Below are 24983 nucleotides of genomic sequence, written 5' to 3'. Positions count from 1 at the left end.
CATAAGAGCTATTTTTCTTTTTTAAAAATTAAGCTTTATTCATTTCATGGTATTTAACTAACTTTGCAATAACTAATTCTTTTATTTCACTAAATGATTTTTCAGTTAATATTTGTATAGCTTCTTCTATTCTATCAACTGGGTATATATGAAATTTACCACTGTCTATAGCTTCTTGAACTTCATCTATTAATACTAAGTTTTGCAAGTTATTTTTTGGTAGTATCACTCCTTGATCCCCTGTCAAGCCATTTCGTTTGCAAATAGAGTAAAATCCTTCTATTTTTTCTGTTACTCCACCCACTACTTGAACATCGCCTTTTTGATTTATAGAACCTGTAACTGCTATATTTTGTTTTATAGGAACTCCACTTAATGCTGAAAGTAGAGCATATAATTCAGCTCCAGATGCACTATCTCCATCTACACCACCATAATTTTGTTCAAAACATATATGAGAAGTTAATGATATAGGACACTTTTCGGAGAATTGTTCTGATATATATCCTTCAAGTATTAATACCCCTTTACTGTGTATAGGTCCACTCATATCTACTTCTCTTTCTATATTTATTATCCCTGAGCTTCCTGGACTTGTAGTAACACTTATTACAGATGGTCTACCAAATGAATATTCGCCCATATTTAAAACTGATAATCCATTTATTACTCCTACCTTTTTCCCTTCAGTAGCTAGTAATATAAACCCTTTTTTATATGATTCATCTATTCTCTTTTCCCATTTATTGAGTCTATTCCATCTCTCATATATAGCTTCACTTACATCTTCTTTATCTACGAATTCTCCTTTTCTAATACTTGCAAATGCATTAGCTTCCACTATTATTTCAACTATTTTATTAAATTTCGTAGATAATTTATTATTATCACCTAATATTCTAGAGCTATATTTTAATAAAGATTCAACTGCATCATATGTGAAGTGTTTTAAGTTATTTTTATTACAATAAGATGCAACAAATCTTGCTACTCCTAATTTGTTTTCATCATTTTTATTCATATCACTTTCAAAGTCTACAAGTATTTTGAAATACTTGTTAAATTCACTGTCATATTTATAAAGGGTATTATACAGATAGCTGTTTCCAATTAGTATAACTTTCATATCAATAGGTATAGCTTCCGGCTTTACTCCAGTTAATGTATCTACAGTTATTTTCTTTGATTGAATAGTTCTCTTTAACATATCCCAAGATATAGGATATCTTAAGATTTGGTCTGCATATAAAACTAAATAACCCCCATTAGCTTTGTGTACTGCACCTGGTATTATCTTAGTAAAATCTGTTTTTAAAGATCCATTATACGTGTCATATTCTACCTTACCAAATAAATTACTTGGACTAGGGTTTGCTTCCACTATTACTGGTGCTGAAGAACTGCTTCTATCTGCGCCATTATCTACAAATAGATTTACCTTATATCTTGTGAAATGATTTTTATCGTATTTATCTTTTAAGTCTTCTTCATCCATATAAAATAGATATATATACTCTAATACATCATCTCTTAAATTACTTATATATTCTTTAACCTTTACGTCTTCTCCATATTTATTCATCAGAACTTCTATATGAGGATCGACTATATACGTACCTATTTGCTCTTCTAGGTCTAATATAGCTTCCTTAGCTTCATCTTCTAAATCTTTTACTTTATACACTAATTGTATAGATATATTCTCTAATTCCCTCTTCACTTTATAAAATTCTTCACTTGTAGTATCTATATCTTCATCTATTGGAGTAAATACCATACCGATTTTACTATTTTTAAGCTTAAATCCTTTTTCTTCTCCATATTTTTTAATTTGCTGAATTAAAGCTTCTTTTTCTATTTCATATTCATCTATTATTTGATTTTTACCTATTTCAAATTCTTCACTTTCAAATGCTGATCTTAATTCATCTAATAATGTTTCAATTAACTTTTCCATATCTTTTGTAAATACTTTACCCATGCCTTTTTCAAAGGATAAAGCTATAGGATCTCTTGGGCTTTCAAAATTATATACATAACACCAATCTTTATGGTCTTGTTTGTCCTCTGCATGTTGTTTTAATACCCCTAATGCATAAGTAGTTTTGCCAGTTCCTGATTCTCCAGCTAAATATATATTATAGGCAGGGTCTTCTATTTTTAAGCCAAATTCCATAGCCTTCGTAGCTTCCTTTTGACCTAATATACCTTCTAATGAAGTTAATTCTGCAGTAGTATTATATTTTTTCATAATATCCCCCTCCTTTTTTATGATTTATACATAGTATGTATAATAGCATGTCAATGTTAGCAAAAAATTTAAAAAACTCACTGCGCTCATTTCGCCAACGACCAGATGGGACCTTGCTCAAGTTATAGGTAGGAAATTTAAAAGTCTCCTGATTATAGTTAATCAGAAGACTTTTTTATAAGATTCATATTTCTAATTATTATTTTTTTTCCTCTCCAGCTAAACGACCTATCTCCGTATTTTCTTTTGAATTCTTTGTTCGACATATCCTCTAATTCATTGTACTCCAAATTATATATTAAACTTTCTTTGAATTCTTCTATATTAGTAACTTTTTTGTCTTTATTATGAGGACATACTTCTTGACATATATCACATCCAAATACCTTTTTATTGTTATTTAGTATGTTTGTTTCTTCTTCTAATAAATCTTCTTTTTTTTGAGTTAAAAATGATATACATCTTTTAGGATTTATTTCGAAGTTTCCTAGTATTGCATTTCCAGGGCACATTTTTATACATTTTCCACATTTTATACAAGTTTTATCTAATGGTTTATCGTATTCATAAAAGTCATGATTACTTATTATATAACCTATGAAAATATAAGAGCCATATTCATCATTTATTATATTATTATTCACTCCAAAATAACCTATTCCAGCTAGATTTGCTAGATATCTATCTACTAATGGACCTGTATCTGTATAGTACATATACTCAAATCCATCTACTTTACTTTCTACAAACTTACATATGCTTTCTAGTTTTTCATTTACTACTATATGATAATCCTTTCCATATGTATATTTAGATATATTGGAGTTTTCAATGTCTAGTACATAATACGGAAACCCACATACAATAATTGACTTTGCATTATCTAGAGTAATTCTTGGGTCTACCCTTTTTTCTATATTTTCTTCTTCAAAACCTGTATAGTATCCATTTTTAATTCTTTCTTTTAAAATCTCCCTTAGTTCATCAAATGGTTTTGCCTTTATTATGCCAACATAATCTATATCTATAGATTTGCAATAATCTCTTATTTTATACTTGTCCATAATTTGCCCTTTCTTTAATTTATTTTTAGGTCTATAATATTTAAAGTACAAGGATGGTGATAGTATGGTTAAGATAATAGTACCTGGAAGACCTATTAGCAAGTCAAATTTTAAGTTGCATAATATTCATGGTCAATCTTGGATGCCTATAAAAGGTAAACACTCAAAATATATAGCTTATGAAAATATGATAGCTGGGTATATAAATCAGCAATATCAAGGACCTCAAATTGAAGAAAACCTTATAACTATTTTAAAGTTATATTTTCCAAACAAGAAAATGGGGGATTTACATAACTATCCCAAAAGTATATGTGATGGTATAGAGAAAAGTGGAATAATTGTAAATGATAAACAACTAAAACCCGTTTTGCTATTTGATTATATAGACAAAGATAATCCTAGGGTAGAAATAGAACTTTATCCAATTTCTAAATATAGCGTTGATTATCAAATTATATCAAATAAATAAAAATCGCTACGCTCATGTCGCCAACGACCTTGAAAAGCAGGTCTGTTGCTCAAGCTTAGAAGTTGGAAATTATAATTTCCTAATAAATAAAAACAGGGGTAACCCCCTGTTTTTATTATGTTTATTTATCTAAGATTTTAGACACATCTTTTAACATTTCTCTTATTGGAAGTTGATATGGACATTTAGTTTCACATAATCCACATTCTTCGCAATCCTTAGCTTTTTTGTCTAATACGGAATATCTTTCATTTGCCCAATCTTGTAGATTATATCTAGTGTAATATCCTTCAATTAAGAAATTCTGAGGTATATTTATACCTACAGGACAAGGCATACAATATTCACATCTTCTACAAAATCTATTTCCTAAAGAACTTCTTATTTCATCTATTTTATTTAAATCTTCTTCATTTAAAGTCAAGTCCTTTAGAACTGATGTATTTTCCAAAACTTGTTCTGCACTATCCATCCCTGGTATAGCTACATTTATATAATCCTTTGATAAAATATATTTAATAGCTAGTTTTCCGTCTCTTATTGCACCACCTGCTAATGGCTTCATTGCTATTACACCTATATTTTTTTCATGAGCTTTTTTAAAAGTTTCATCAGCTTGATTCTCTACTATATTATATGGATATTGTACAGTTTCAAATTTCTCACTTTCTATTGATTTCTCTATAACATCTAAACTATGGCTCGTTATTCCTATATGTTTTATTTTTCCAGACTCCTTAGCTTCTACTAGAGCTTTATATGCTTCTTCAAATATATTATCCCATTCTTCTGGCTTTAAGTTATGTATTTGATATAAATCTATATAATCTCTTTTTAGGTTGTTTAAGCTAGTTTCTATATCAGCTTTCATAGCATCATATGTTCTAGCCATGCTTTTAGTAGCTATTATCCAATTATCCTTATCATCTTGTATCGCATTTCCTATATACTTTTCACTTACCGTATACCCTCTAGCTGTATCTATAAAATTAATATTATTTTTTCTTAATTCATCTATTACCTTATTTGTATCTTCCTGTGATATTCTTTGAATAGGTATACCACCAAAGCCAACTCTACTTATTTTTAAATTCGTCTTTCCAAAATTCATTATACTATTCCCCCCACCCATAATTTACAATACAATTATACACCAAAAAATACATTATTTACAAACTATCTCTCTTAACATTTTTATTTCTTTAGCATGTCCGGCATCATCATAAGGAGTTTCTAGATAAAATGGTAGATGCTTTAGTTTTGGATGGGTAATAAATCCAATTAGTGCATCAAACCCAATTTGGCCTTCTCCAATTCCAGCATGTCTATCTTTTTTATCTCCGAAAGGCATCATGCTATCATTAAAGTGAATGGCTTTTAACTTATCTAACCCTATTATATTATTGAATTCATTCAACACTCCATCTAAATTGTTTACTATGTCGTATCCAGCTGAAAAAATATGGCATGTATCAAGACATATTCCTATTTTATCTTTATGTTCTACCTTATCTATTATTTGCCTTAATTGTTCGAATTCAAATCCTATTTCAGTTCCTTTTCCAGACATAGTCTCTAGAAGTATAGTTATTTTTTCATTTCCCGTTATAGCCTCATTAAGAGAAAAGGCTATTCGTTCTATTCCAAACTCTATCCCCCCACCTACATGACTACCTGGGTGAAAGCACATATACTCTACACCTATTGAGTCCATTCTTTGTATATCTTCTTTAAATATCCTTCTTGCAAATTCATAAACATCATCCTTTGACCCACCTAGATTCATTGTATATGGAGCATGTGCAAGCAATGGTCCAAAGTTTTCTTGTTTTCTTATTTGTTGAAATTTCTCTATATCTTTTTCGTTGAAATCTTTGGCATTTCCACCCCTTGGGTTTCTAGTAAAAAACTGAAATGTATTAGCTCCTATGTCTACAGCAGTTTGAGCAGCCTTTGAAAATCCTTTGGCTATTGATATATGTGGACCTATTACTAACATATTAATTACCTCCTATAAAAAATTCGCGACCATCATATCTTTAAAACCTTATATAGTCATTATACCCAAAAAAAATAGTATCAACAGTTTGTTGATACCTAATCTTTTGGCAATACTAACATTGATATGTCATATTTACACTCATATTCCCCATTAAAATCATATCTATTCTTTATTACCTCTGTTATTTTTTCATTTATTGTTTCCATAATTTCATTTGCTTCTTTTTGTGTTAAGCTTATATTGTTAAAATGATTTATATTATTCTTATCTACTACATTATTCTCTATTGCATTATAAAAATCATGGCTTATTTTTTCAAACAAAGTTATGTAGTCTTGATTTTTATTTGCTTCTTCTTCTAATTCAAAGCTCAATATATTCTTCCCTATTACTATTCTCTTTGCTGTTGGTAGATAATATTTTTCAATTATGCCTGACTTTATTTTTTGATTTACTAAGTCTAGTATTCCTGCCTTATGTAAAGTCTTAATATGATAGTTAATTTTGGCATGAGGCTCTTTTAATATTTCTGATAACTGTTTTGCCGACAGTGGCTCTTTATCAAACGATTCTAATATTTCGATCCTATACGGATGCGATATTGCTTTTATCCCCTCTAACTCCCTTAATACCAAGACATCTTTCATGTCCCCACCCCTAATAAAAAATTATATAAATTACTTTTATTATATAACAAGTCAAGAATAATTGTCAAAAAATTCTATATTTTAGAAAATATTTAGTTGTAAATTTTTTGATAAGTCTTGTAATACCTTAGTTCCAGCTATACTATTTCCCTTTTTATCAAGTGCTGGACCGAATACACCTATACCCATTTTACTTGGAACTGATGCCATTATTCCACCACCTACTCCTGATTTAGCAGGTATTCCAACTTTTATAGCAAATTCACCTGATGCATCATACATTCCACATGTAACCATAAATGTTTTTACTATTCTAGATGTTTCTTCATCTATTATTCTTTCTCCTGTAGTTATATCCACTCCATAAGAAGCTAAATTTAAAGCTATTCTAGCCAAATCTACAACACTTACCTCTATAGAGCATTGCTTAAAATATAAATCCAATAATTCTTCTATATCATCTTGTATTATACCATCATTTTTCAAAAGGTATGCCATAGCTCTGTTTCTGTCTCCGGTTAATTTTTCTGATTTATATACATCATAATTTATGTCTAAGTTAGGATTTTTAGATAATTTCCTAAAAAAGTCCAACATTCTTTGTTCTTTTTCTTTAATATCTTTTCCTTTTATAAGAGACGTTGTTACTATAGCTCCAGCATTTATCATTGGATTAGATGGTCTTTTAGTATCATTTGTTTCTAACTTTGTTATAGAGTTAAACGGATCTCCACTAGGTTCCATTCCTACTTTTGAAAAAACATAATCTTTATCATTATCCATTATCGCCAATGCCAATACTATTGGTTTGGATACACTTTGAATGGTAAATTTTTTGTCATGGTCTCCCGATAGATATACATTATTGTCCGTGTCTATTATACAAACCCCAAGGTCTTCTCTATTAGCATTTCTAAGTTCTGGTATGTACGTTGCAACTTGTCCATAATTTGTATATTTTTTATTTTTATTTATTATATCTTTCAATATAGACTCCATAACTATTACCTCCCGATACAAAACTATCTTTAGTAAGTATATACTAAATACCATATAAAAGTCCTGATATTTTGTCAATATTCAGGACCTTTATATTTATGGATATACCCTTATATAATTAATGAACTATTCTACTTCCACCTATAAATTCCCTTATTATAGACGTAGGAGGTATGTCTAGCTCATCATCTAGACTTACAAAATACTGTAAAAACTTTAATAGTCTATTTGCTTCTCTATATTCTCTACAATTTACTTCTATTTCCTTTAAAATAGGCTCTACATACTTTTTAAGAACAGCTAATTCATACACACTGGCTGAATTAAACATGATATCTGCTTCTTCTTGGAATGGGAATATATTTTTTTCTTCTCCTCTCCTTACTGAAGGCCATTGAAATATAGTTCTTTGAGCACTATATCCTCTATGATTATAATCCCTAACTATTCTTCTAATTAATCTTAAATCTGTAGTTGGTATTCTGTTATGATCATCTAAGTTAATTTGTGTTAATACACTTATATATATTTTAAATTTATTTTCATCAGGTATTGACTTAGTAAGTAGTGGATTCAATCCATGTATTCCTTCTAGTATTATAGGTTGGTCTTCATTTAACTTTAATTTTCTTCCGTTATACTCTCTATTTCCTGTTTTAAAGTTAAATGTAGGCAACTCTACTTCTTCACCATTTAATAGTTTTTCTAAGTCTTTATTAAACAAGTCAATATCTATTGCATGTATAGATTCAAAGTCATAATTTCCTTCATCATCTTTAGGTGTGGATTCTCTGTCTACAAAGTAATCATCTAAAGATATTGGTATAGGATGTAAATTATTTACTTTTAGTTGAACAGACAATCTATGTGCAAAGCTAGTTTTCCCGGATGAAGATGGAGCCGCTATTAATATTATTCTTTTATTTTCATCATTAGCTATGATATCAGCGATTTGAGATATTTTTTTCTCATGTAGAGCTTCTACTATCCTTATTAATTCTGAATAGTTTTCTTTTAATACAATCTCATTTAGTGATGTAACTTTGTCTATGTTCATTAAAGTAGACCACTTTTCAGCCTCCCTATATATACTTGCCAGTTTTGGTTGAGGTTCAAAATCTCTAACTTTTGTTGGGTTGTCTCTTTGAGGTCCCATTATAACAACACCAGGTTTATAATATTGGAGTTTGAATATACTAAGATACCCTGTAGAAGGAATCATATAGCCATAGAAATAGCTTTTTAACCAACCACACTCATATATTTTAACACTATCATCTTGCTTATATTTCATAAGTTCAGACTTTGCATGCCTTCCAAAATTATTAAATATATCTATAGCTTCTTCTTTCGATACTATTTCTCTTTTGATAGGCTCATTATTATCTATTATTTCTCTCATTTTGTTTTCTATATTATCTATATCCTCTTGATTTATATCTCTTTCATACTTTATTTCACAGTATAATCCATGGGATAAAGAATGTTCTATTGTTACATTACAACCTTTTAATATTTCTTCACAAGCTCTTATAAATACAAAGGATAACCCTCTAAAATAAACCCTCATTCCATCTTCATTAGATGTATCTATAAATTCTATGTTACAATCTTTATCTATAGTTTCATTTAATTCCCTTAATTTATTATCTACAACTCCTAAGGTTATAATGCCCTTATACTCATTTTTAAGGTCTTTGCTTATATTCTCTAGAGTAATTCCTTTAGGATATTCTAGTATTTTATTTCTTATACTAACTTTAATATTATTCATTATAACACCCCTTAAATTATATCCTATTGTATTAATTTATATGAAAAAAAAAGAGGTATATACCTCTTTTATATTCTTACCATATCAAATTATTTCTAATTATAATATTATAATATTTTTTATTAAGTCTTTGCTTTCATTTATATACTTGTCCTGAATTTCTAGTACAATATATTTAACCCCTTTTATATTAACTATATTAGATATCTCATTTATATCTAGTAATCCATGTTTTAATCCTATATGTAAATCATTTAAACCATCATTATCACTTAAGTGTATTAGTTTGGTTTTATTGTACAAGCTTTTTATATATAGATCTTTATTTATAAGATTATGACCAGTATCATAACAAAAACCTAAGTTACCTATATTATTTAATTTGCTAAATATATACTCAAAATCGTATAAGCAATTTCCAACATTGCTAAAGTCTCCTTGCTTAGAATATGTATTTTCTATATATATATCTATCTCTCTAGATTTTGAGCATATTTTTTTAAAAAAATCTATAGAGTTATCTAGATATTTAGGTTTATTAGACAGAAACCTATTAGTCATAACATATCCAAGGTGAATATTAAAATATTTTAAATTTAGTTTATGTGCATGCTCAAAGTTTTTGCACATAAAATCTACCCATGCATTTCTTATATAATCTATATTTTCGCATGTATTTAATTCCATTGGCAAATGTATACCTACGCTTATATTATGCTTGTTTATTTCGTCTATATAATCATATAGTATTTCATATTCATCTAAGTTATCTATACCTAATTCTATATGATTTAGCCCTTCACTTTTGCACATATATATTTTATCTTTTAGCTCAAAGCTTAAAGAAGATATTCCTAGTCTCAACTATCTCACCTTTATTCTAAGGACCCTATTTTATTAAATGGATACAGTCTCAATATGACCTTACCCATTATATCATCTATAGAAACTAATCCTACTTGAGGGTCCCTACTATCCATACTATTTTCCCTGTTATCTCCCATAGCAAATATTTGTCCCTCTGGAATCACCATATCTATATCTCCCGCAGTATATGCTGCACTTATGTATGGTTCTTTTTGGAGTTCATCATTTATATATACTTCACTGTTTTTTATAACAAGATGATCCCCTGGAATAGCTATAACCCTTTTAACTAGGTCTTTACCTTTTCCATTTTCTTGAATCAAATGCGATTTAAATACTATTATGTTTCTTCTATCAGGAATATCATTTTTATAAGCCATTCTACTTATAATCAAATAATCATTTTCTTCTAGAGTCGGATACATAGAATATCCTCTTACTAATGTAGGTCTTACAAAAGTTGTTATTATAAATGCTATTACTAGGGCTACTGCTATTGTTTTTATCCATTCTAATATTTCTTTACCTACCTTATTCATCAGCTACCTCATCTCCTTCATAACGTAAATACTTACCGATAAGCTCTATTATAATATCATTTATTACATCATATTTGTTGGTTTTTATTTCCAAATCTAAAAGTTCGCAGATTTTTATAAAATCTTGTATTACTTCCATAGGTTCGCCGTATATTTGTTCTATATCTTCTTTGCTAACCCCTCTAAATCCATGTCCAACAGGACACTCATTTCTAAGATGTATTAATTTTTCAAGCTTATCGCTATTAAGCATTTCAAGAACTTTTTCTATTCTTTTCGTTTTTCTTACATACTTGTGTACATAGTTTGTAACACCATGGATTAAATTACCATTATATATATTATACTTCTTTTTTAGAGTATTTAATATACTTCTCTTTGAAACCATATTCCCATGCATAGATATTCTATCTTTTTTATTATCATATTGGCTTTGAACAAATATATATTTAAACAAAGCCTCCTTTAGTCTATATAATCTACCTAAAAAATCTATGTATTCTTCATTTATTATTTGAATCTTAATATTTGCTATTAATTCGGAAAGTATAGATTCTGGCTCTCCATCTATTAACTTAGCTAAATTGTTTTTTAGAGCCTTAATTTCTTTTCTATTTAAAACTGGATTACTTAATTTATCTAATTTTTTTATAGCTGTTTTAAAATCAAAATTTACAGCATATTTACATGAGCTTATAAAATTATATAAATCTCCATTATCTATACCTACCTCTGATAATATTTCTAGTACCCCATCATAATTATACCTTTTTAAAAATTTAGCTATAACGAACTCTTGTTTTTTATTTATACTGCCCATATAACCCTCCCAAATTTTTAATAAATACTAATCTTATTATTTTAATTATTTACTTATTTATCTATATTACTACATATAAATTTTATTAATTGAAAAAAATAAGTGCTGTTAAACCAGCACTACCTTATATATTAATATATAGTTTACAACTCAGCTAGCTTACTTACTATACTATTGTGTAATTTTTGATTAGAATATATGTTATTATCGCCTAAGTAAGTTATTTTTCCACCTGATTCTTTTAATAATAATTCTCCTGCTAGTACATCCCAAGGACTGCAAAATGCATAAAATAGAGCATCTGTCTTTCCACTTGCTAAAAAACTTAAATCTACACTTGCAGCTCCAAAACATCTAGTACGCATTGTGCTTTGTGAAAATTTATTTATTATATTTGACATCTCTATATTGTCTTTTTTCTTCATCTCATCATCTTTTCCTATATTAAAATCTCCTACAGATATTATAGCATCTTGTAAGTTAGAAGTATTAGATACACTTATTTTTGAATCATTTAAATAAGCACCTTTATTTTTTTCACAATAATAAAGTTCATTTAACATAGGTAGGTATATAACTCCAACTATAGTCTCTTCATTATGTAATAATGATAATATTATTCCAAATAAAGGTATTCCCTTAGCAAAATTTATTGTTCCGTCCAAAGGGTCTAGTATCCATTTATACTCTGAATTTTTATCTATAAATCCCTTTTCTTCTGATAATATGCTATGCTTTGGAAATCTCTTTTCAATTTCTTTAATTACTATTTCCTCACATTTATAATCGACTTCAGTTACTAAGTCCTTATATCCCTTTATATCTATTCTTATATTTTTCATGAAATTTTCTTTAAGAAATTGTCCACCTAATAAAGCTATTTCTTTTGCATCATTAATCATAATTTACCCCCTTACTTAATAACTTATTTAAGTTCATTTCTATGGTGTTTTCTACTACATTGATATTTAGAATCTTTAGTATATTCGTCTAATCTATCTAAATTTATCTTCCATAAGTATAACACATAAATAATAAACACTATCATAGCCCAACTTAAATTACTCATAAGTATAAAGTCAAATAATCCATGTAGTAAAATAGGAACATAAAGGGATTTTCTCAAATAGCTTTTTTTCTTTGTGCTATCAATACTACTATATTTATATAAAGATAGATAATATCCCATTGTAACTCCAAATAACATATGAGCAGGTACAGATATTAAGGCTCTATTGATTCCAATTTGAAAAGCTTCCATACTGGTATTAAAAAATACATACAATATATTTTCTATAGTAGCAAATCCCAAAGCTGAAAAAACGCAATATACTATACCATCTAACTTTTCATTAAAGTCTTTACTAGAAAAAGCAGATTTTAATACTACTAATCTTTTAAAATATTCCTCTGTAAATCCAGCAATTATAAATGATATATATGCAACTGATAATAATCCATCGAATATATTAAAATATGTTAATATATTCTCTACTATTAATGTTGGAATAGTACATAAACATCCAAATATAAATACCTTAAGTAAAAGATAAAGAGGTTCTTTATCATACTTATCTTTTAAATATATCCATAATCCAAATGCTATTCCTGGTGCTATCGATAATAATAATAATTCTAATTTCATCTTTATCTTCCTCTCTAGATAATATCTAATTATATTATTGCCAAATAACTTAACAATTTGTACATCATTTTCATAATATATAATAGTTAGTTAAAAACATATTAAGAAGGGATGTTATAAAATATGGCAGATGGACTATTAACCGTATTTGTAGTTGATAGTAATACAAATAGACCTGTTCAAGATGCAACAGTTAACGTATATTCTGTACCAGATGAATCATCTAGTTCTCCTACTTCAGTTTATCAGAATTTAAAAACTGATATATCAGGTCAGGTTACTGGGTTAACTGTACTTGCACCAGATGTAGAGTATTCACTTACTCCTGGTTCAACTGTAAGACCTTATAGTGAATATTTAGTAGAAGTTATAAAAGATGGATATGAAACCATCATTATAAACGGAACACAAGTATTTGCCACCGTTGAAGCGAGGCAACCTATTCAATTAGTGCCTAAAACAAGAAGCCCTCTATTGTATTCTCGACAAAATGAACTTGTATTTACTATAGGAGCAAATACTTTGTGGGGAAATTACCCGCCGAAAATACCAGAAGATGATCTAAAACCACTTCCACCTCCAACAGGCTTTGTTGTTTTGGATAACCCTGTGGTTCCTGAATTTATAATTGTTCATGATGGTATGCCTGATGATGCATCTGCTCAAAATTACTGGATAACATACAAAGATTATATAAAAAATGTAGCATCATCTGAAATATACTCTACTTGGCCAACTCAGACTATATATGCAAACGTATTAGCAATAGTATCATTTACTTTAAATAGGGTATTTACAGAATGGTATAGAAACCAAGGATATAACTATACTATAACTTCAACCACAGCATATGATCATAAATTTATAAATAAAAGAAATGTATTTGATACTATAAGCGTAGTCGTTGACGAGATATTTAGCACTTTTATAAAAAGACCTCCAAGTGCTAGACAGCCCCTTTTAGCACAATACTGTGATGGTGAAAAATCTCAATGTCCAGGTCAAATGACCCAATGGGGAAGTAAAGAATTAGGAGCACAAGGTCAAACCTATGAACAAATTATAAAAAATTTTTATGGTAATGACCTAGTATTTGCACAGGCCCCTGTAGTTACAGGTGTTCCAGTTTCTTATCCTGGTAAATCTCTTCAATTAGGGTCTACCGGTAGCGATGTAAGGACTATTCAAAACCAGCTAAATGCTATATCTAATGGTTACCCCGCTCTACCAAAGGTTAGAGAAAATGGTACTTTTGATGATGCAACTCAAACATCAGTAAAAGAATTTCAACGTATATTTGGATTACCTCAATCAGGAGTAGTTGATTTTAAAACCTGGTATGAAATATCGCGTGTGTATACAGCAGTTACAAAAATAGCAGAATTAAGATATAAATAATTTATATAGGATATTAGTTAATATTTAGACTAATATCCTTTACTTGTTTAGAATATCTATTTATTGGATATTAATGTTATGAGGAGATGATAAAATGAGTTTTCAAAAAATAGATGTGGAAAATAATAATAGGAATCATAATATACATAAGATACTTATATACGGATATAAGCAAGAGGAAAGAAAAGATTTAGGTGATTTCTTAAACAAATCAAATGAAGATGAATATATGATAGTTGAAAAATTTTTATTAGATAGTACACCTGAAGACCTTTTAAGCGATTCATGGGCTAAAAAAAATATTGACTTCGAATCTAATAATAATTACCCTGATGTTAAGTTTATGTTGCTTTGTGGATTTTCTCAAAAGGAAATTCATGATTTTTTAGATAAGTTTAAACAACATGGATTGCAAAGACCATTAATGGCTACATTGACTCCTACAAATATAAATTGGCAATTAAAAAACTTAATAAAAGATGTTTATCAAGAGCATATGCTAATGAGTAAAAAGCTTAAAAGATAAAAAATTCGCTGCGCTCATGTCGCCAACGCCCTTGAAGATCAGGTCCGTTGCTCAAGTTTATCAGTTGGATATTATAAAAGTATAAGGAGTTACTTTAGAAGTAACTCTTTATACTTTTCACTTAATACATCTTTTAATTCTTTTAGTGGTATTTCAAACTTAGGAATTCCAGCCGCATAAGGTGCTATTTCATATAGTTCAAAATATATAACTAAATTGTTATCCTGAAGATAAAAAGGTTGATTATCCTTTATTCCTTTAAACTCATATATAGGAGTACTTTCTCCGTTCGCTTCTATCATTTCGTCTATTTGTTTGTTTATCTTTTTGTTTATTATATTTTTATAATCTACATTTTCTTTAAATAAATCTTTTAGTTCTATTAGTTCTCCATCTGATAAGTCTATATTATAAGTAATATCATTATTGTACCCATGGGCTCCACCACTGTACTGATAGTATATTGTGTATATGCTCAATATATTATTTTCATTTTCTTTTATATCAAAAGTTACGTTTGCTACAAAAGGATTTATTCCTACTCCCTTAGCATTACTGTAATATTGAGAAGCTTCTTTTTTTACTTTTTCAAAAAAGTCTAAAACTTCTTTTCTTAACATTTTATTTATTTTCTTTTCTATATCCTTATTATCAATGCTTATTACAGGTATGTTTAATATACTATTTATATAAGGCTCTTCTCTTATTATATTTATATAGTCTATACTTGCACTTAAAGGATTAGTTTTTACTTTGGTTATTTTGTTTTTAAATATACTATATGGAATTTTAAATTCATAATCTAACTTTTCGTAATTATCTTTATAAGGATTAAAGTATACTCCAATTCCATCATCTAATAAGTAATATCCTGTTTTTGAATCTATTATTATTTTATTCGTACTATAGGGCAAATTATTTTTATTTATATAATTAACTATATAGTCTCTAATGGTTTTTTTATAGTCTGGGTTATCTTTTAATAACTCTCCAATTGATACTATTTGGCCACTATTTAAATCAAATACATAGCTATCTTTTATAAAGTAATAACTATCTTTATTTAAAAATATTTTTTTATTTATTACTATATTTAATATATTTTTATCTTCAAATGGAATATAGTAATTTATTTCAACATTCTTTTTATATTTTTCATTATATAACTGTGAATTTTGAATTTCAGTATTTACAAACTCATTAACCTCTCTATCTATAAGGAGGTTTATATTTTGTTGTATATTTTTATCTTTATAATATACTACAGGCATTTTCCCGCTTATGTTTATGTTATCTTTTTTTACTCTTATATTTTGTTCCTTTATTTTTATTGATTTTAGTCCTTGTTCCAAAAATACTTGTGGTGTCTGTTTTGTATCTAGATTATAAATAAAATCATTTTGATACAATGTAATAAACATTAATATACTTATAACTATAGAAACTCCTAATTTGGATATTTTCATTTATCAACCCTCCTAAATATTATTGTCATATAAGTATTCTTAGGAGTTTTTGTAAATTTATTTTAATTTACTATATATTCGTTCTTGAAATTTTCACCAAATAAACTTATAGGAATTTCAAATCTAGGGTTCCCTATGCCATTTTGAGCTATTTCACCAGGGCTAAAATATATAATTAATTTATTATCTTTTAAATAGTATTTTTGATTGCTTGCTATCTCCTCAAATTTCTTATACAAGTTTCTATCCTTATCATTATTAATTATTTTTTTTATTTCTTTATTTATTGCTTTTTCATAGTTATAATCCACTATAAATAAATCTTTTAAATCTAATAAGTCCCCAGTTCTTAAGTCTATATTATAAGCTACATCATTATAATATTCTGTAGAATTATCATCATATTTATTGTACATAGTATATATACTTAATATATTTCTATTGTTTCTCATAATTTCGTAGTCTATATCAACTACATAATTATCATAGTTTTTATTACTTTTTTTGGCATCATCATAGAATTCTATAGCTTTAGCTTCAAATATCTCGCTTATATCTTTAGGTTTATCATCATATTTTTTATATTTTATAACTGGCATATTTATACTGGCAACCACATTATTTTCTTTTTTATTTATTGTTTTTTTATCAATAATTACATTTTCTATATCGTCATATTTCTTTTCTATTGCTTGTGTTTTAAAATTTTGATTATCCTTATCAGCTATAACTCCAACACCTAATATTCCTCCTATCATTACAGTCATAATAGCATATATAAATTTATTCATATAAATTATTATCCTCCTTTATATTTATTAACTGTAATATTTTTACACTTAACTTTAATTTCTATGCAAAAAAAGCTATGAACTTTAAAATAGCTCATAGCCTTTATTTTCTTATTTATTAATTATTTAATACTTTTATTAACTAACTGTAATACATTATACAAATCGTCTACACCTATTTGCCCAGGAGCTGAAGCTTTTTTTGCTGCACCAAATGTTAATGCAGACCCAAATACTTCTCCTGTTAAACGACTTATAACACCTACTGATGCCATAGATATTGTGGCAATAGGCCTGGTAGCATATTTTTCTGACATAATAACAGTAGCTTCTAACAACTCTAAAACATCCAATTTAGAATTTGGCATTACTGCAATTTTTAGAATATCGGCTCCAATATCTTGCATTTTTCTTAAACGATATATTATATCATCCTTAGATGGAGTCTTATAAAAATCATGATTTGAAGCAATAACTTTTATTCCTTCAGAATGTGCATATTCAATTATATCTTTTACAACTTCATCTCCTGTAAAGGCTTCAACATCTATAATATCTACTAATCCAGTAGCTGCTACAGCTTTGTTTAACTTAGCATATTCATTAGGGCTTATTTCTTTTGCTCCACCTTCTTTAGATGTACGAAAAGTAAATAGTAGAGGGATATTATTTAAAGAACGAACTAAGTCCTTTAAAACAGCTTTGACTTTTTCTATATCTGATGCATCTTCAAACCAATCTACACGCCATTCTACAATATCTATTTTTATATTTGCAAAACTCAATGCGTCTTCTATTATTTCTTTTTTATTTTTTGCTACAATTGGTACGCAAATTTTTGGTATCCCATCACCTATTACTATATTTTTTACTTTTACTGTATTCATGTGAATCTCCTTAAATCTCCACTTATAATACCTCAATTTCTTTTTTTGTTATATATTAATAGCCCATACCCTTTAATATTCTTGATAAAGTACGTAAACGTTCACCGATAAGCTCGTCATCATCACTCAGCGCCTGACTAAACAATTTAATATCTTCATTAATTTTTTCATTGTCGGTACATACAGATACAGTCATTGCATCACCCTGTAATCCTACTCTATCTATAATAGGATTTTCTGTATCATATAAGTTTTCGTATCTATAAGCCTCTCTAAAGTGAAGCTTTGTACTACAAACTAAAATTGCAAGATCAAGTACTCGGTGGAATGGTAATTCTTCAGACTGCCTTGACCATTTTTCCCCTGTGTGTCTCCATACTTTTGCCGAAATATCTACCTTCCCTCTATCATTCCATTGAGCTAATCCCAAGGAAATACCCTTAGCGTCTGTATTATAAGCAGTTCTTCCGTCAATATTTTCATAGTTTTCACATACTATAACTGGTTTATGTTTTAAAGTAGTTGGTATTTTCATTTTTTACCTCCATCAACATTACTGGTTTAGTAATTTACTAATCAAATTATAATTCTATTATTATGTTTATGTCAACATATAACTATTTGTATACATAAAAAGAATGTAGTTTTTGAGTATAGAGAAATTTTCTTTAATACTAAAAACTACATTAATAATTATATTTTTCTATTTTTTATGTATTTAGGGTTATTCCTAACCGACACTTAATTCTCCAGCTTCTATTTCTATAGAATCATAATTTTTGTATTTATATTTTAATTCTTTAAGATTCCCTCTATAAATTATACTACCCTCTAAGCTTAGTAAATTTTGTGGTCTAACAAGATTTCTTGATATATTCAAATCTATAATACCACTTTCATTTAAAATATAATATACGAATTCCGAACATAGGAATCTACTATCATAACAAGATTCCTTATTAAGCATACCGTCCAGTAAACCCTTATAATTATATCTATACTGGTCACTATTATTAATAAAGTGATTTAATAGTCTTGTAGCATCCTTGTATTGCTGCTTCGATACCTCAAGCTCTATTATTGTACCATGTAATGATTTTTGTAATTTATATATTCCTTTATCAATCTCCTCTTGCCTAAATACTCCAACGAAAGGATTGTAAGTATGTTTTCTACTAAAACTGTACATATTATTAAGTTCTTTATCTAATGATATAGATGCATGAGTAAATTCATCATCTTTAATTAATGAGATGAGTTTAGATATCATTGTATTCGTTCTTGTGAGAACCACATATAGGTAATATTTCCCCATTACTAATTACCATCCTTTTTTGTATTATCTATTCATTATACAATATAAAGTATAAAAATAAATAACAAATATCTTACAAAGTTTTATATTTTATTATATAAGACTATTTTTATCAAAATTTATGTTATATTTATTATTTTTGGTTATAATAATTAACAGAAAATAATTTTTACGTAGGAGGATTTATAAATGAAAAGAAAAGCATTATTATTATCATTAGCTTTATCAACTGCTGTATTTGTTGGATGTGCTAAACAAGAACCTGCTGAAGATCAAACTGGAGAAAAAACTCAACAAGAAACTCCAGCACCAAAACCAGAATCAACTCCAGATGTTGTAACAACAGCATCAATAGTAGATACTAATGAAGCTTTTGAAAAAGCAATAAGCAACGAAGGTACATGGATAATAGCCACACTAAAAGATTTAAAATTTGATAAAGATTTAGTGCTTGACGGCGAATTCAAAAATGGTAAAAAAGATGATGCTGGTAAAGATGTAGTACAACGTAAAATAGCTCTTTACACTCAAGATGAAGATCGTAACGTAACTGCTAGATTCACTTTAACTGCACCAAAGTTAACTGTAAATAGTCCAAACGCTAGTATTCAACATGGAACTTTTGTAGGTGATTTATATGTTTCAGCTGAAAACTTCGAGCTAGTTGATAATAAAGTTGAAGGAAATGTATACTTTACTACTCAAGAAGCTAAGGATACATTCAAAATGGATGACAAAAGCTCTGTAACTGGAAAACAAGAATTAAAGAAATAGTATACATACAAAATTAACCAATTGATTAATCAATTGGTTAATTTTTTTATTTCAAAGATTATTCTACGAAATCTATAACTAATGATATTGATATATTTGATTTTATATTCATGGATAAAGCTACTAATACAGGAGTACCAAACTCTGATGCTGATTTCGGTAAAAACTACGGAGATCCACCAAAGGTTTTAGCTTCTAAAATAACAAATGCAGATGCTTATATCAAAAACATGAAAGAAAAAGGTGGAGCTATATTAGCATATACTTATGGATATGTTAAGACTTACATTGAAGCTACAAAACCTGCAAAGAATAAGCCCTCTATTGTAGCATTGAGCTAAAATAGAGGGCTTATTTATATCATTAAATAATTGTTATTAGTTCTTAGGAATAACGATTTTCTTTCCTGCCTTTTTCCACTCTGCAAATTCAGCAGTAGCAGTGAAAAGTGCATCTGTTGAAGAGTTAAGTGCAGTTTCACAAGAGTCTTGGATAACTCCTATAATGAATCCTACCCCAACTACTTGCATTGCTATGTCATTTGGAATACCAAATAAACTACATGCAAGAGGGATAAGTAGTAATGAACCACCAGCTACTCCTGATGCTCCACAAGCACTTACAGTTGCAACTATACTAAGAATTAATGCAGTACCAAAATCTACTGGAACACCTAGTGTTTTAGCTGCTGCAAGTGATAATACAGTTATTGTAATTGCAGCTCCTGCCATGTTTATAGTAGCTCCAAGTGGAATTGATACTGAGTAAGTATCTTTATCTAAACCTAACTTTTCACATAGTGTCATATTTACTGGTATATTAGCAGCTGAACTACGTGTAAAGAATGCTGTAATACCACTTTCTTTTAAACACTTTAGAACAAGTGGATATGGATTTTGACGTATAAAAGCAAATGTTATAAGCGGATTTACAACAAGTGCAACAAATAACATCGAACCAACTAATACAAGAAGTAATTGACCATAGCTTAGTAAAGATTCTATACCACTTGTAGCAATTGTATCAAATACTAGTCCCATGATCCCTATTGGTGCAAAGTTTATTACCCATTTTACTATTGTAGCTAATGCGTCTGAAAGATTGTTAATCCCTACTTTTGTAGATTCAGATGCATTTTTTAATGCAAGACCAAGAATTAACGCCCAAGCTAAAATACCAATGTAGTTAGCTTCAGAAAGTGCAGTTACTGGATTAGAAACTAAATTCATAAGTAATGCTTTTAGTACCTCTCCAACACCTCCTGGAGGTGCTGCATTTTCAACTCCTGCTGCAAGTGTTAATACCGTTGGGAACATAAAACTTGCCACAACAGCAACAACTGCTGCTGCAAATGTTCCAAAAAGATAAAGAATGATAACTGTTTTCATATTAGTCTTTTGACCACTTTTGTGTTGAGCTATAGCAGATGTTACTAAGAATAATACCAGTATAGGCGCAACCGCTTTTAAGGCACCTACGAATAATGAACCAAAAATTCCTATTGGCTTTAATGGTCCAGGAGCTACAAGAGCTAAAATAATACCGACGATTAAACCTATAAGAATACGCTTAACCAAACTCATTTGATTCCATGCTTTTAACATTTTGAATTTCCCTCCTATTTTAATTTTAGTTGAATATAAATGTAATCAACTTTCAGAAATATCTTGCAACAAGGTTAAACGCTTTCCTTTTGCTAAGTTGAATATTTTTAACATTCATATAATACTAAAATTTTAACATAGTTTCTATTTAACTTCAAGAGATTTAATTGAAAATATCGATAAATCTCAAAATTTGTCGATATCTCTAATTTTATAACATCTCTTAAATTACAATGATATTTAGATTATTGCCATATTTTTAAATTCTATACAATTTATATTGTTTATATCATTGTAGTAAGTAGAAAACATCTAACTAAAGTTAGATGTTTTCTACTTAAGTATATGTTATTCTATTTCTTTTACCCTTCCTACAGTTCCATCCTCAAGCATAACTTTAATACCGTGATGATGAGTATCTGAATTAGTAAGAATTCTTTTTACTATACCCTCAGTTAATTTTCCAGTACGTTGGTCTTGTTTTTGTACAATTTTTACTCTTATACCTGGCTTTATATATTTTCTTATTGTTCCGTCCATAATATTCATCCTTTATTAAATATGATTTTACTATCATATATTTATCTATTAATGTTTCTTCAACTTTACTATAGTTTCAACGTGAGGAGTATTAGGGAACATATCCATACATCTAACCTTTTCTATATTATATCCATATTTTTTAAACTCAACTAAGTCTTTAACTAATGTCTTAGGATTACACGATATATATATTATCTCTTTTGAATTAAAGTTAACTATATCTTTTATTGCATCTTTATGAACACCAGGTCTTGGAGGGTCTACTATTATTAAATCCGGTTTTGCTTTTATAGTCTTAACCTTTTGTCCAACATCTCCAGCAATAAATTCGCAGTTAGTTAATTTGTTTAACTTAGCATTTTCTTTGGCTGCCTCTACTGCCTCTTCTACTATTTCTATACCAATTACTTTTTTTGCCTTTTGAGCCATAACTTGTGCTATTGTTCCTGTTCCACTATATAAATCAAATATAACCTTATTTTCATGTTCTCCTATAAATTCTCTTGCTATATCATATAATACTTCTGCACCTTTGGTATTAGTTTGGAAGAAAGAAAAAGGAGATATTTTAAACTTAAGACCTAATAATTCTTCATATATATAATCTCTTCCATGTAATATTCTAAGTTCATCACAATATACAGCATCTGATAATCTATCGTTTACAGTATGTAAAATACTTACTAAATTTGCTTCTAAGTTTAAATCTAATAATAAATTTTTATATTCAGTCATGTCAAAATCAAGTTGAGATGATGTAACTATATTTACCATTATCTCATTTGTATTTATACCTTTTCTAACAACTAAGTTTCTTAAATAACCTTCATGACTTAAGGTTCTGTAGTAAGGTATTTCTTTTGAACTAAAGTAATCTACTGTAGATTTTAATACTTGTAGATAGTCATCATCGATTAAGAAGCATCCATCTACAGTTACTATATCCATATTTTTACCTTTTTTATGAAGACCTAGTGTTAAAGGACCTCCCTTTATTTCATCTCCGAATGTATACTCCATCTTATTTCTATATTTTCTTTCTCTCGGACTAGAAGTTATATCTTGAAACTGAAATCCAGATAAATCTTCACTTAAAAACAAATCCATAACCTGCTTTTCTTTTATTTCTAATTGTTTATCATAAGGAACAGATAAAATTGTACATCCTCCACATACATCAAAATGCTTACACGGTTCTTGAGTTTCTAAAGGAGATCTTTCTAATACTTCTAGAAATTTTGCTTCTGCTTTATCTTTTCTTATTTTCTTTATAAGAGCTTTAACTTTTTGACCAGTTATCCCGCCCTTCATTTCAACCTTTTTGTCATCTATGTAAGTTACGCTATTCCCTCCAAATGCCATCTTGTCTACATTTATTTCTATAATATCTCTTTTTTTCACTTTTAGTCCTCCATAATGCTTTTATTTTATTTAATCTTATTATCTTTGTTCAAGGAGTATTAACTCTTCATCACTTAATTCTCTATATTCTCCTAAAGCTAGATTTTCATCTAATTTTAACCCGCCCATAGATATCCTTTTTAAATATATAACCTTCTTTCCTACACTTTCAAACATTCTTTTTACTTGATGAAACTTGCCTTCATGTATAGTTAACTCTATCTCTGATATATCATCAGACTTTATTATGTTAAGGCTTGAACTCATAGTAATATATCCATCATCAAGTTCTACCCCTTTTTCAAAAGCTTCAACATCATCTTTTGTAACGGCACCTTCAATTTTTGCATAATAGGTCTTTGGTACATGTTTTTTTGGGGATAAAACTCTATGTGATAATTGACCATCATTTGTAATCACTAATAAACCCTCCGTATCCTTGTCCAATCTACCTACTGGAAATGGCTCAAATGAAAGATATTTTGGATCTATTAGATCTAATACCGTTTTGTCATGTTTATCAAAAGTAGCAGATATACATCCAGCTGGCTTATTTAATAGTATATATATATATTCTCTATATTCAACTTTCTCACCATCGAATATAATGCAGTCAGTTTCTGGATCTACTTGCATTGATGAGTTTTTAGCTACTTGTCCATTTACAGTAACTATACCGTATTTGCAGTATTTTTTTATTTCTGTTCTACTTCCATATCCTAAATTTGATAGAATTTTTTCTAAACGTTGTTTTTTACCCATTTTATCCTCCAACTTATATATGCTGAGTTTTTAGAAATGTTGTCCATTTTCATAGTATTTTTCTTTTTCAAAAACTGTAAATGCTAAATCCATACTATCTACATTCAAATTATTTCTTATATTATCCGTAATTATTTTAGCAACCTTGTCTTGTACTTCTTGACCTCTATCGAACCATGCAACCTCTACAAATGGATATGCATCTGATATTTGTCCATTTCTTACGGCTACAGATTGTATGCACTCTATTTCAAAATAATCCCTTGGACACTTTACAGCTTCAACTAACTCATCTATCATATTTTCACTTATTTCACATAATTTTTCTGGTTTTATACCTCTTATTATTATCTGTGGCATATTGTACCTCCTAATTTCTACTATTATAAGTATTATTATACATGAATATTATTATACTTTTAAATTTTGGTTATTA

General features: G+C 28.4%; 27 protein-coding genes. 5 read left to right on the top strand and 22 right to left on the bottom strand.

The window, feature by feature from the left end; all coding sequences use genetic code 11:
• Positions 1–28 precede the first annotated feature (28 nt).
• Together BS62_RS08220 and queG are read right to left on the bottom strand one after the other, a co-directional pair.
• Positions 29–2251 carry a Lon protease family protein gene (locus tag BS62_RS08220; RefSeq protein WP_496490781.1) on the bottom strand — a complete coding sequence of 741 codons (2223 nt, stop codon included), beginning with the start codon at positions 2249–2251 and terminating at the stop codon, positions 29–31.
• Between the two features lie 158 nt (positions 2252–2409).
• Positions 2410–3315 carry a tRNA epoxyqueuosine(34) reductase QueG gene (gene queG, locus BS62_RS08215; RefSeq protein WP_496490780.1) on the bottom strand — a complete coding sequence of 302 codons (906 nt, stop codon included), beginning with the start codon at positions 3313–3315 and terminating at the stop codon, positions 2410–2412.
• A gap of 64 nt (positions 3316–3379) precedes the next feature.
• Here queG and BS62_RS08210 point away from each other — a divergent pair, with 64 nt between their 5' ends.
• Positions 3380–3787, top strand: coding sequence for a RusA family crossover junction endodeoxyribonuclease (locus tag BS62_RS08210; RefSeq protein ID WP_496490779.1), 408 nt, complete (start codon positions 3380–3382; stop codon positions 3785–3787).
• Positions 3788–3908: 121 nt separating this feature from the next.
• Here the strand turns inward: BS62_RS08210 and BS62_RS08205 are convergent, their stop codons facing one another.
• From BS62_RS08205 to BS62_RS08160, 10 genes are all read right to left on the bottom strand, one after another.
• Entirely contained in the window at positions 3909–4901 is a 993-nt protein-coding gene (locus BS62_RS08205) for an aldo/keto reductase (protein WP_496490849.1), read from the bottom strand.
• A 51-nt stretch (positions 4902–4952) separates the two neighbouring features.
• Positions 4953–5786, bottom strand: a complete 834-nt coding sequence (locus BS62_RS08200) for a deoxyribonuclease IV (protein ID WP_496490778.1) — start codon at positions 5784–5786, stop codon at positions 4953–4955.
• A gap of 98 nt (positions 5787–5884) precedes the next feature.
• Positions 5885–6436 (bottom strand): ArsR/SmtB family transcription factor, encoded by a 552-nt coding sequence (locus BS62_RS08195; RefSeq protein ID WP_496490777.1) that lies wholly within the window; start codon positions 6434–6436, stop codon positions 5885–5887.
• A gap of 81 nt (positions 6437–6517) precedes the next feature.
• Positions 6518–7435 carry a glutaminase A gene (gene glsA, locus BS62_RS08190; protein WP_496490776.1) on the bottom strand — a complete coding sequence of 306 codons (918 nt, stop codon included), beginning with the start codon at positions 7433–7435 and terminating at the stop codon, positions 6518–6520.
• A gap of 118 nt (positions 7436–7553) precedes the next feature.
• A complete protein-coding gene (locus BS62_RS08185) occupies positions 7554–9209 on the bottom strand; it encodes a nucleoside kinase (RefSeq protein ID WP_496490775.1) in 1656 nt (551 codons plus the stop codon).
• A 99-nt stretch (positions 9210–9308) separates the two neighbouring features.
• Entirely contained in the window at positions 9309–10073 is a 765-nt protein-coding gene (locus BS62_RS08180; protein WP_496490774.1) for a sugar phosphate isomerase/epimerase family protein, read from the bottom strand.
• An 11-nt stretch (positions 10074–10084) separates the two neighbouring features.
• Positions 10085–10615 carry a signal peptidase I gene (gene lepB, locus BS62_RS08175; RefSeq protein ID WP_496490773.1) on the bottom strand — a complete coding sequence of 177 codons (531 nt, stop codon included), beginning with the start codon at positions 10613–10615 and terminating at the stop codon, positions 10085–10087.
• Complete coding sequence (locus tag BS62_RS08170) at positions 10608–11435, bottom strand: hypothetical protein (RefSeq protein ID WP_496490772.1); 828 nt, start codon at positions 11433–11435, stop codon at positions 10608–10610. The genes lepB and BS62_RS08170 overlap by 8 nt, the downstream gene beginning before the upstream one ends.
• Positions 11436–11578: 143 nt before the next feature.
• On the bottom strand, positions 11579–12337 hold the full coding sequence (locus tag BS62_RS08165) for an inositol monophosphatase family protein (protein WP_496490771.1): 759 nt from the start codon (positions 12335–12337) through the stop codon (positions 11579–11581).
• A 23-nt stretch (positions 12338–12360) separates the two neighbouring features.
• A complete protein-coding gene (locus BS62_RS08160) occupies positions 12361–13080 on the bottom strand; it encodes a PrsW family intramembrane metalloprotease (RefSeq protein WP_496490770.1) in 720 nt (239 codons plus the stop codon).
• A 123-nt stretch (positions 13081–13203) separates the two neighbouring features.
• On the opposite strand from BS62_RS08160, the gene sleC reads away from it, so the two are divergent.
• Positions 13204–14478, top strand: a complete 1275-nt coding sequence (gene sleC, locus BS62_RS08155; protein WP_496490769.1) for a spore cortex-lytic germination protein SleC — start codon at positions 13204–13206, stop codon at positions 14476–14478.
• Between the two features lie 94 nt (positions 14479–14572).
• A complete protein-coding gene (locus BS62_RS08150; protein ID WP_496490768.1) occupies positions 14573–15004 on the top strand; it encodes a DUF3783 domain-containing protein in 432 nt (143 codons plus the stop codon).
• 89 nt (positions 15005–15093) lie between these two features.
• On the opposite strand, the gene BS62_RS08145 is transcribed toward BS62_RS08150, so the two are convergent.
• The 5 genes from BS62_RS08145 to BS62_RS08125 all read right to left on the bottom strand — a co-directional run bounded on the left by BS62_RS08145 (position 15094) and on the right by BS62_RS08125 (position 19463).
• Positions 15094–16470, bottom strand: a complete 1377-nt coding sequence (locus BS62_RS08145; protein ID WP_496490767.1) for a DUF3298 and DUF4163 domain-containing protein — start codon at positions 16468–16470, stop codon at positions 15094–15096.
• Between the two features lie 62 nt (positions 16471–16532).
• Positions 16533–17261 carry an RsiV family protein gene (locus BS62_RS08140; RefSeq protein ID WP_496490766.1) on the bottom strand — a complete coding sequence of 243 codons (729 nt, stop codon included), beginning with the start codon at positions 17259–17261 and terminating at the stop codon, positions 16533–16535.
• Between the two features lie 122 nt (positions 17262–17383).
• Positions 17384–18148 (bottom strand): type I 3-dehydroquinate dehydratase, encoded by a 765-nt coding sequence (gene aroD / locus BS62_RS08135; RefSeq protein WP_496490765.1) that lies wholly within the window; start codon positions 18146–18148, stop codon positions 17384–17386.
• 55 nt (positions 18149–18203) lie between these two features.
• The gene (locus BS62_RS08130) at positions 18204–18683 is read right to left on the bottom strand and encodes a DUF6530 family protein (protein WP_496490764.1); all 480 of its coding nucleotides are present in this window, start codon (positions 18681–18683) and stop codon (positions 18204–18206) included.
• Positions 18684–18878: 195 nt separating this feature from the next.
• Positions 18879–19463, bottom strand: a complete 585-nt coding sequence (locus tag BS62_RS08125) for a hypothetical protein (RefSeq protein WP_496490763.1) — start codon at positions 19461–19463, stop codon at positions 18879–18881.
• 189 nt (positions 19464–19652) lie between these two features.
• Between BS62_RS08125 and BS62_RS08120 the strand changes: the two genes are divergently transcribed.
• Both BS62_RS08120 and BS62_RS08115 read left to right on the top strand, forming a co-directional pair.
• Complete coding sequence (locus BS62_RS08120) at positions 19653–20237, top strand: hypothetical protein (RefSeq protein ID WP_496490762.1); 585 nt, start codon at positions 19653–19655, stop codon at positions 20235–20237.
• Between the two features lie 110 nt (positions 20238–20347).
• The gene (locus tag BS62_RS08115) at positions 20348–20578 is read left to right on the top strand and encodes a hypothetical protein (protein ID WP_496490761.1); all 231 of its coding nucleotides are present in this window, start codon (positions 20348–20350) and stop codon (positions 20576–20578) included.
• Between the two features lie 36 nt (positions 20579–20614).
• On the opposite strand, the gene sstT is transcribed toward BS62_RS08115, so the two are convergent.
• From sstT to BS62_RS08090, 5 genes are all read right to left on the bottom strand, one after another.
• Positions 20615–21841, bottom strand: coding sequence for a serine/threonine transporter SstT (gene sstT, locus BS62_RS08110; RefSeq protein ID WP_496490760.1), 1227 nt, complete (start codon positions 21839–21841; stop codon positions 20615–20617).
• Between the two features lie 348 nt (positions 21842–22189).
• Positions 22190–22381 (bottom strand): YwbE family protein, encoded by a 192-nt coding sequence (locus BS62_RS08105; RefSeq protein ID WP_496490759.1) that lies wholly within the window; start codon positions 22379–22381, stop codon positions 22190–22192.
• Between the two features lie 48 nt (positions 22382–22429).
• Positions 22430–23785, bottom strand: coding sequence for a 23S rRNA (uracil(1939)-C(5))-methyltransferase RlmD (rlmD, locus tag BS62_RS08100; protein ID WP_496490758.1), 1356 nt, complete (start codon positions 23783–23785; stop codon positions 22430–22432).
• 39 nt (positions 23786–23824) lie between these two features.
• A complete protein-coding gene (locus BS62_RS08095) occupies positions 23825–24547 on the bottom strand; it encodes a pseudouridine synthase (protein ID WP_496490757.1) in 723 nt (240 codons plus the stop codon).
• A gap of 30 nt (positions 24548–24577) precedes the next feature.
• Positions 24578–24907, bottom strand: coding sequence for a DUF1904 domain-containing protein (locus BS62_RS08090; protein WP_496490756.1), 330 nt, complete (start codon positions 24905–24907; stop codon positions 24578–24580).
• Positions 24908–24983 lie beyond the last annotated feature (76 nt).

The organism is Sporacetigenium mesophilum DSM 16796 (assembly GCF_059569055.1).
Note: the sequence above shows the minus strand (reverse complement) of the source record. Positions and strands in the feature narration are given on the sequence as shown.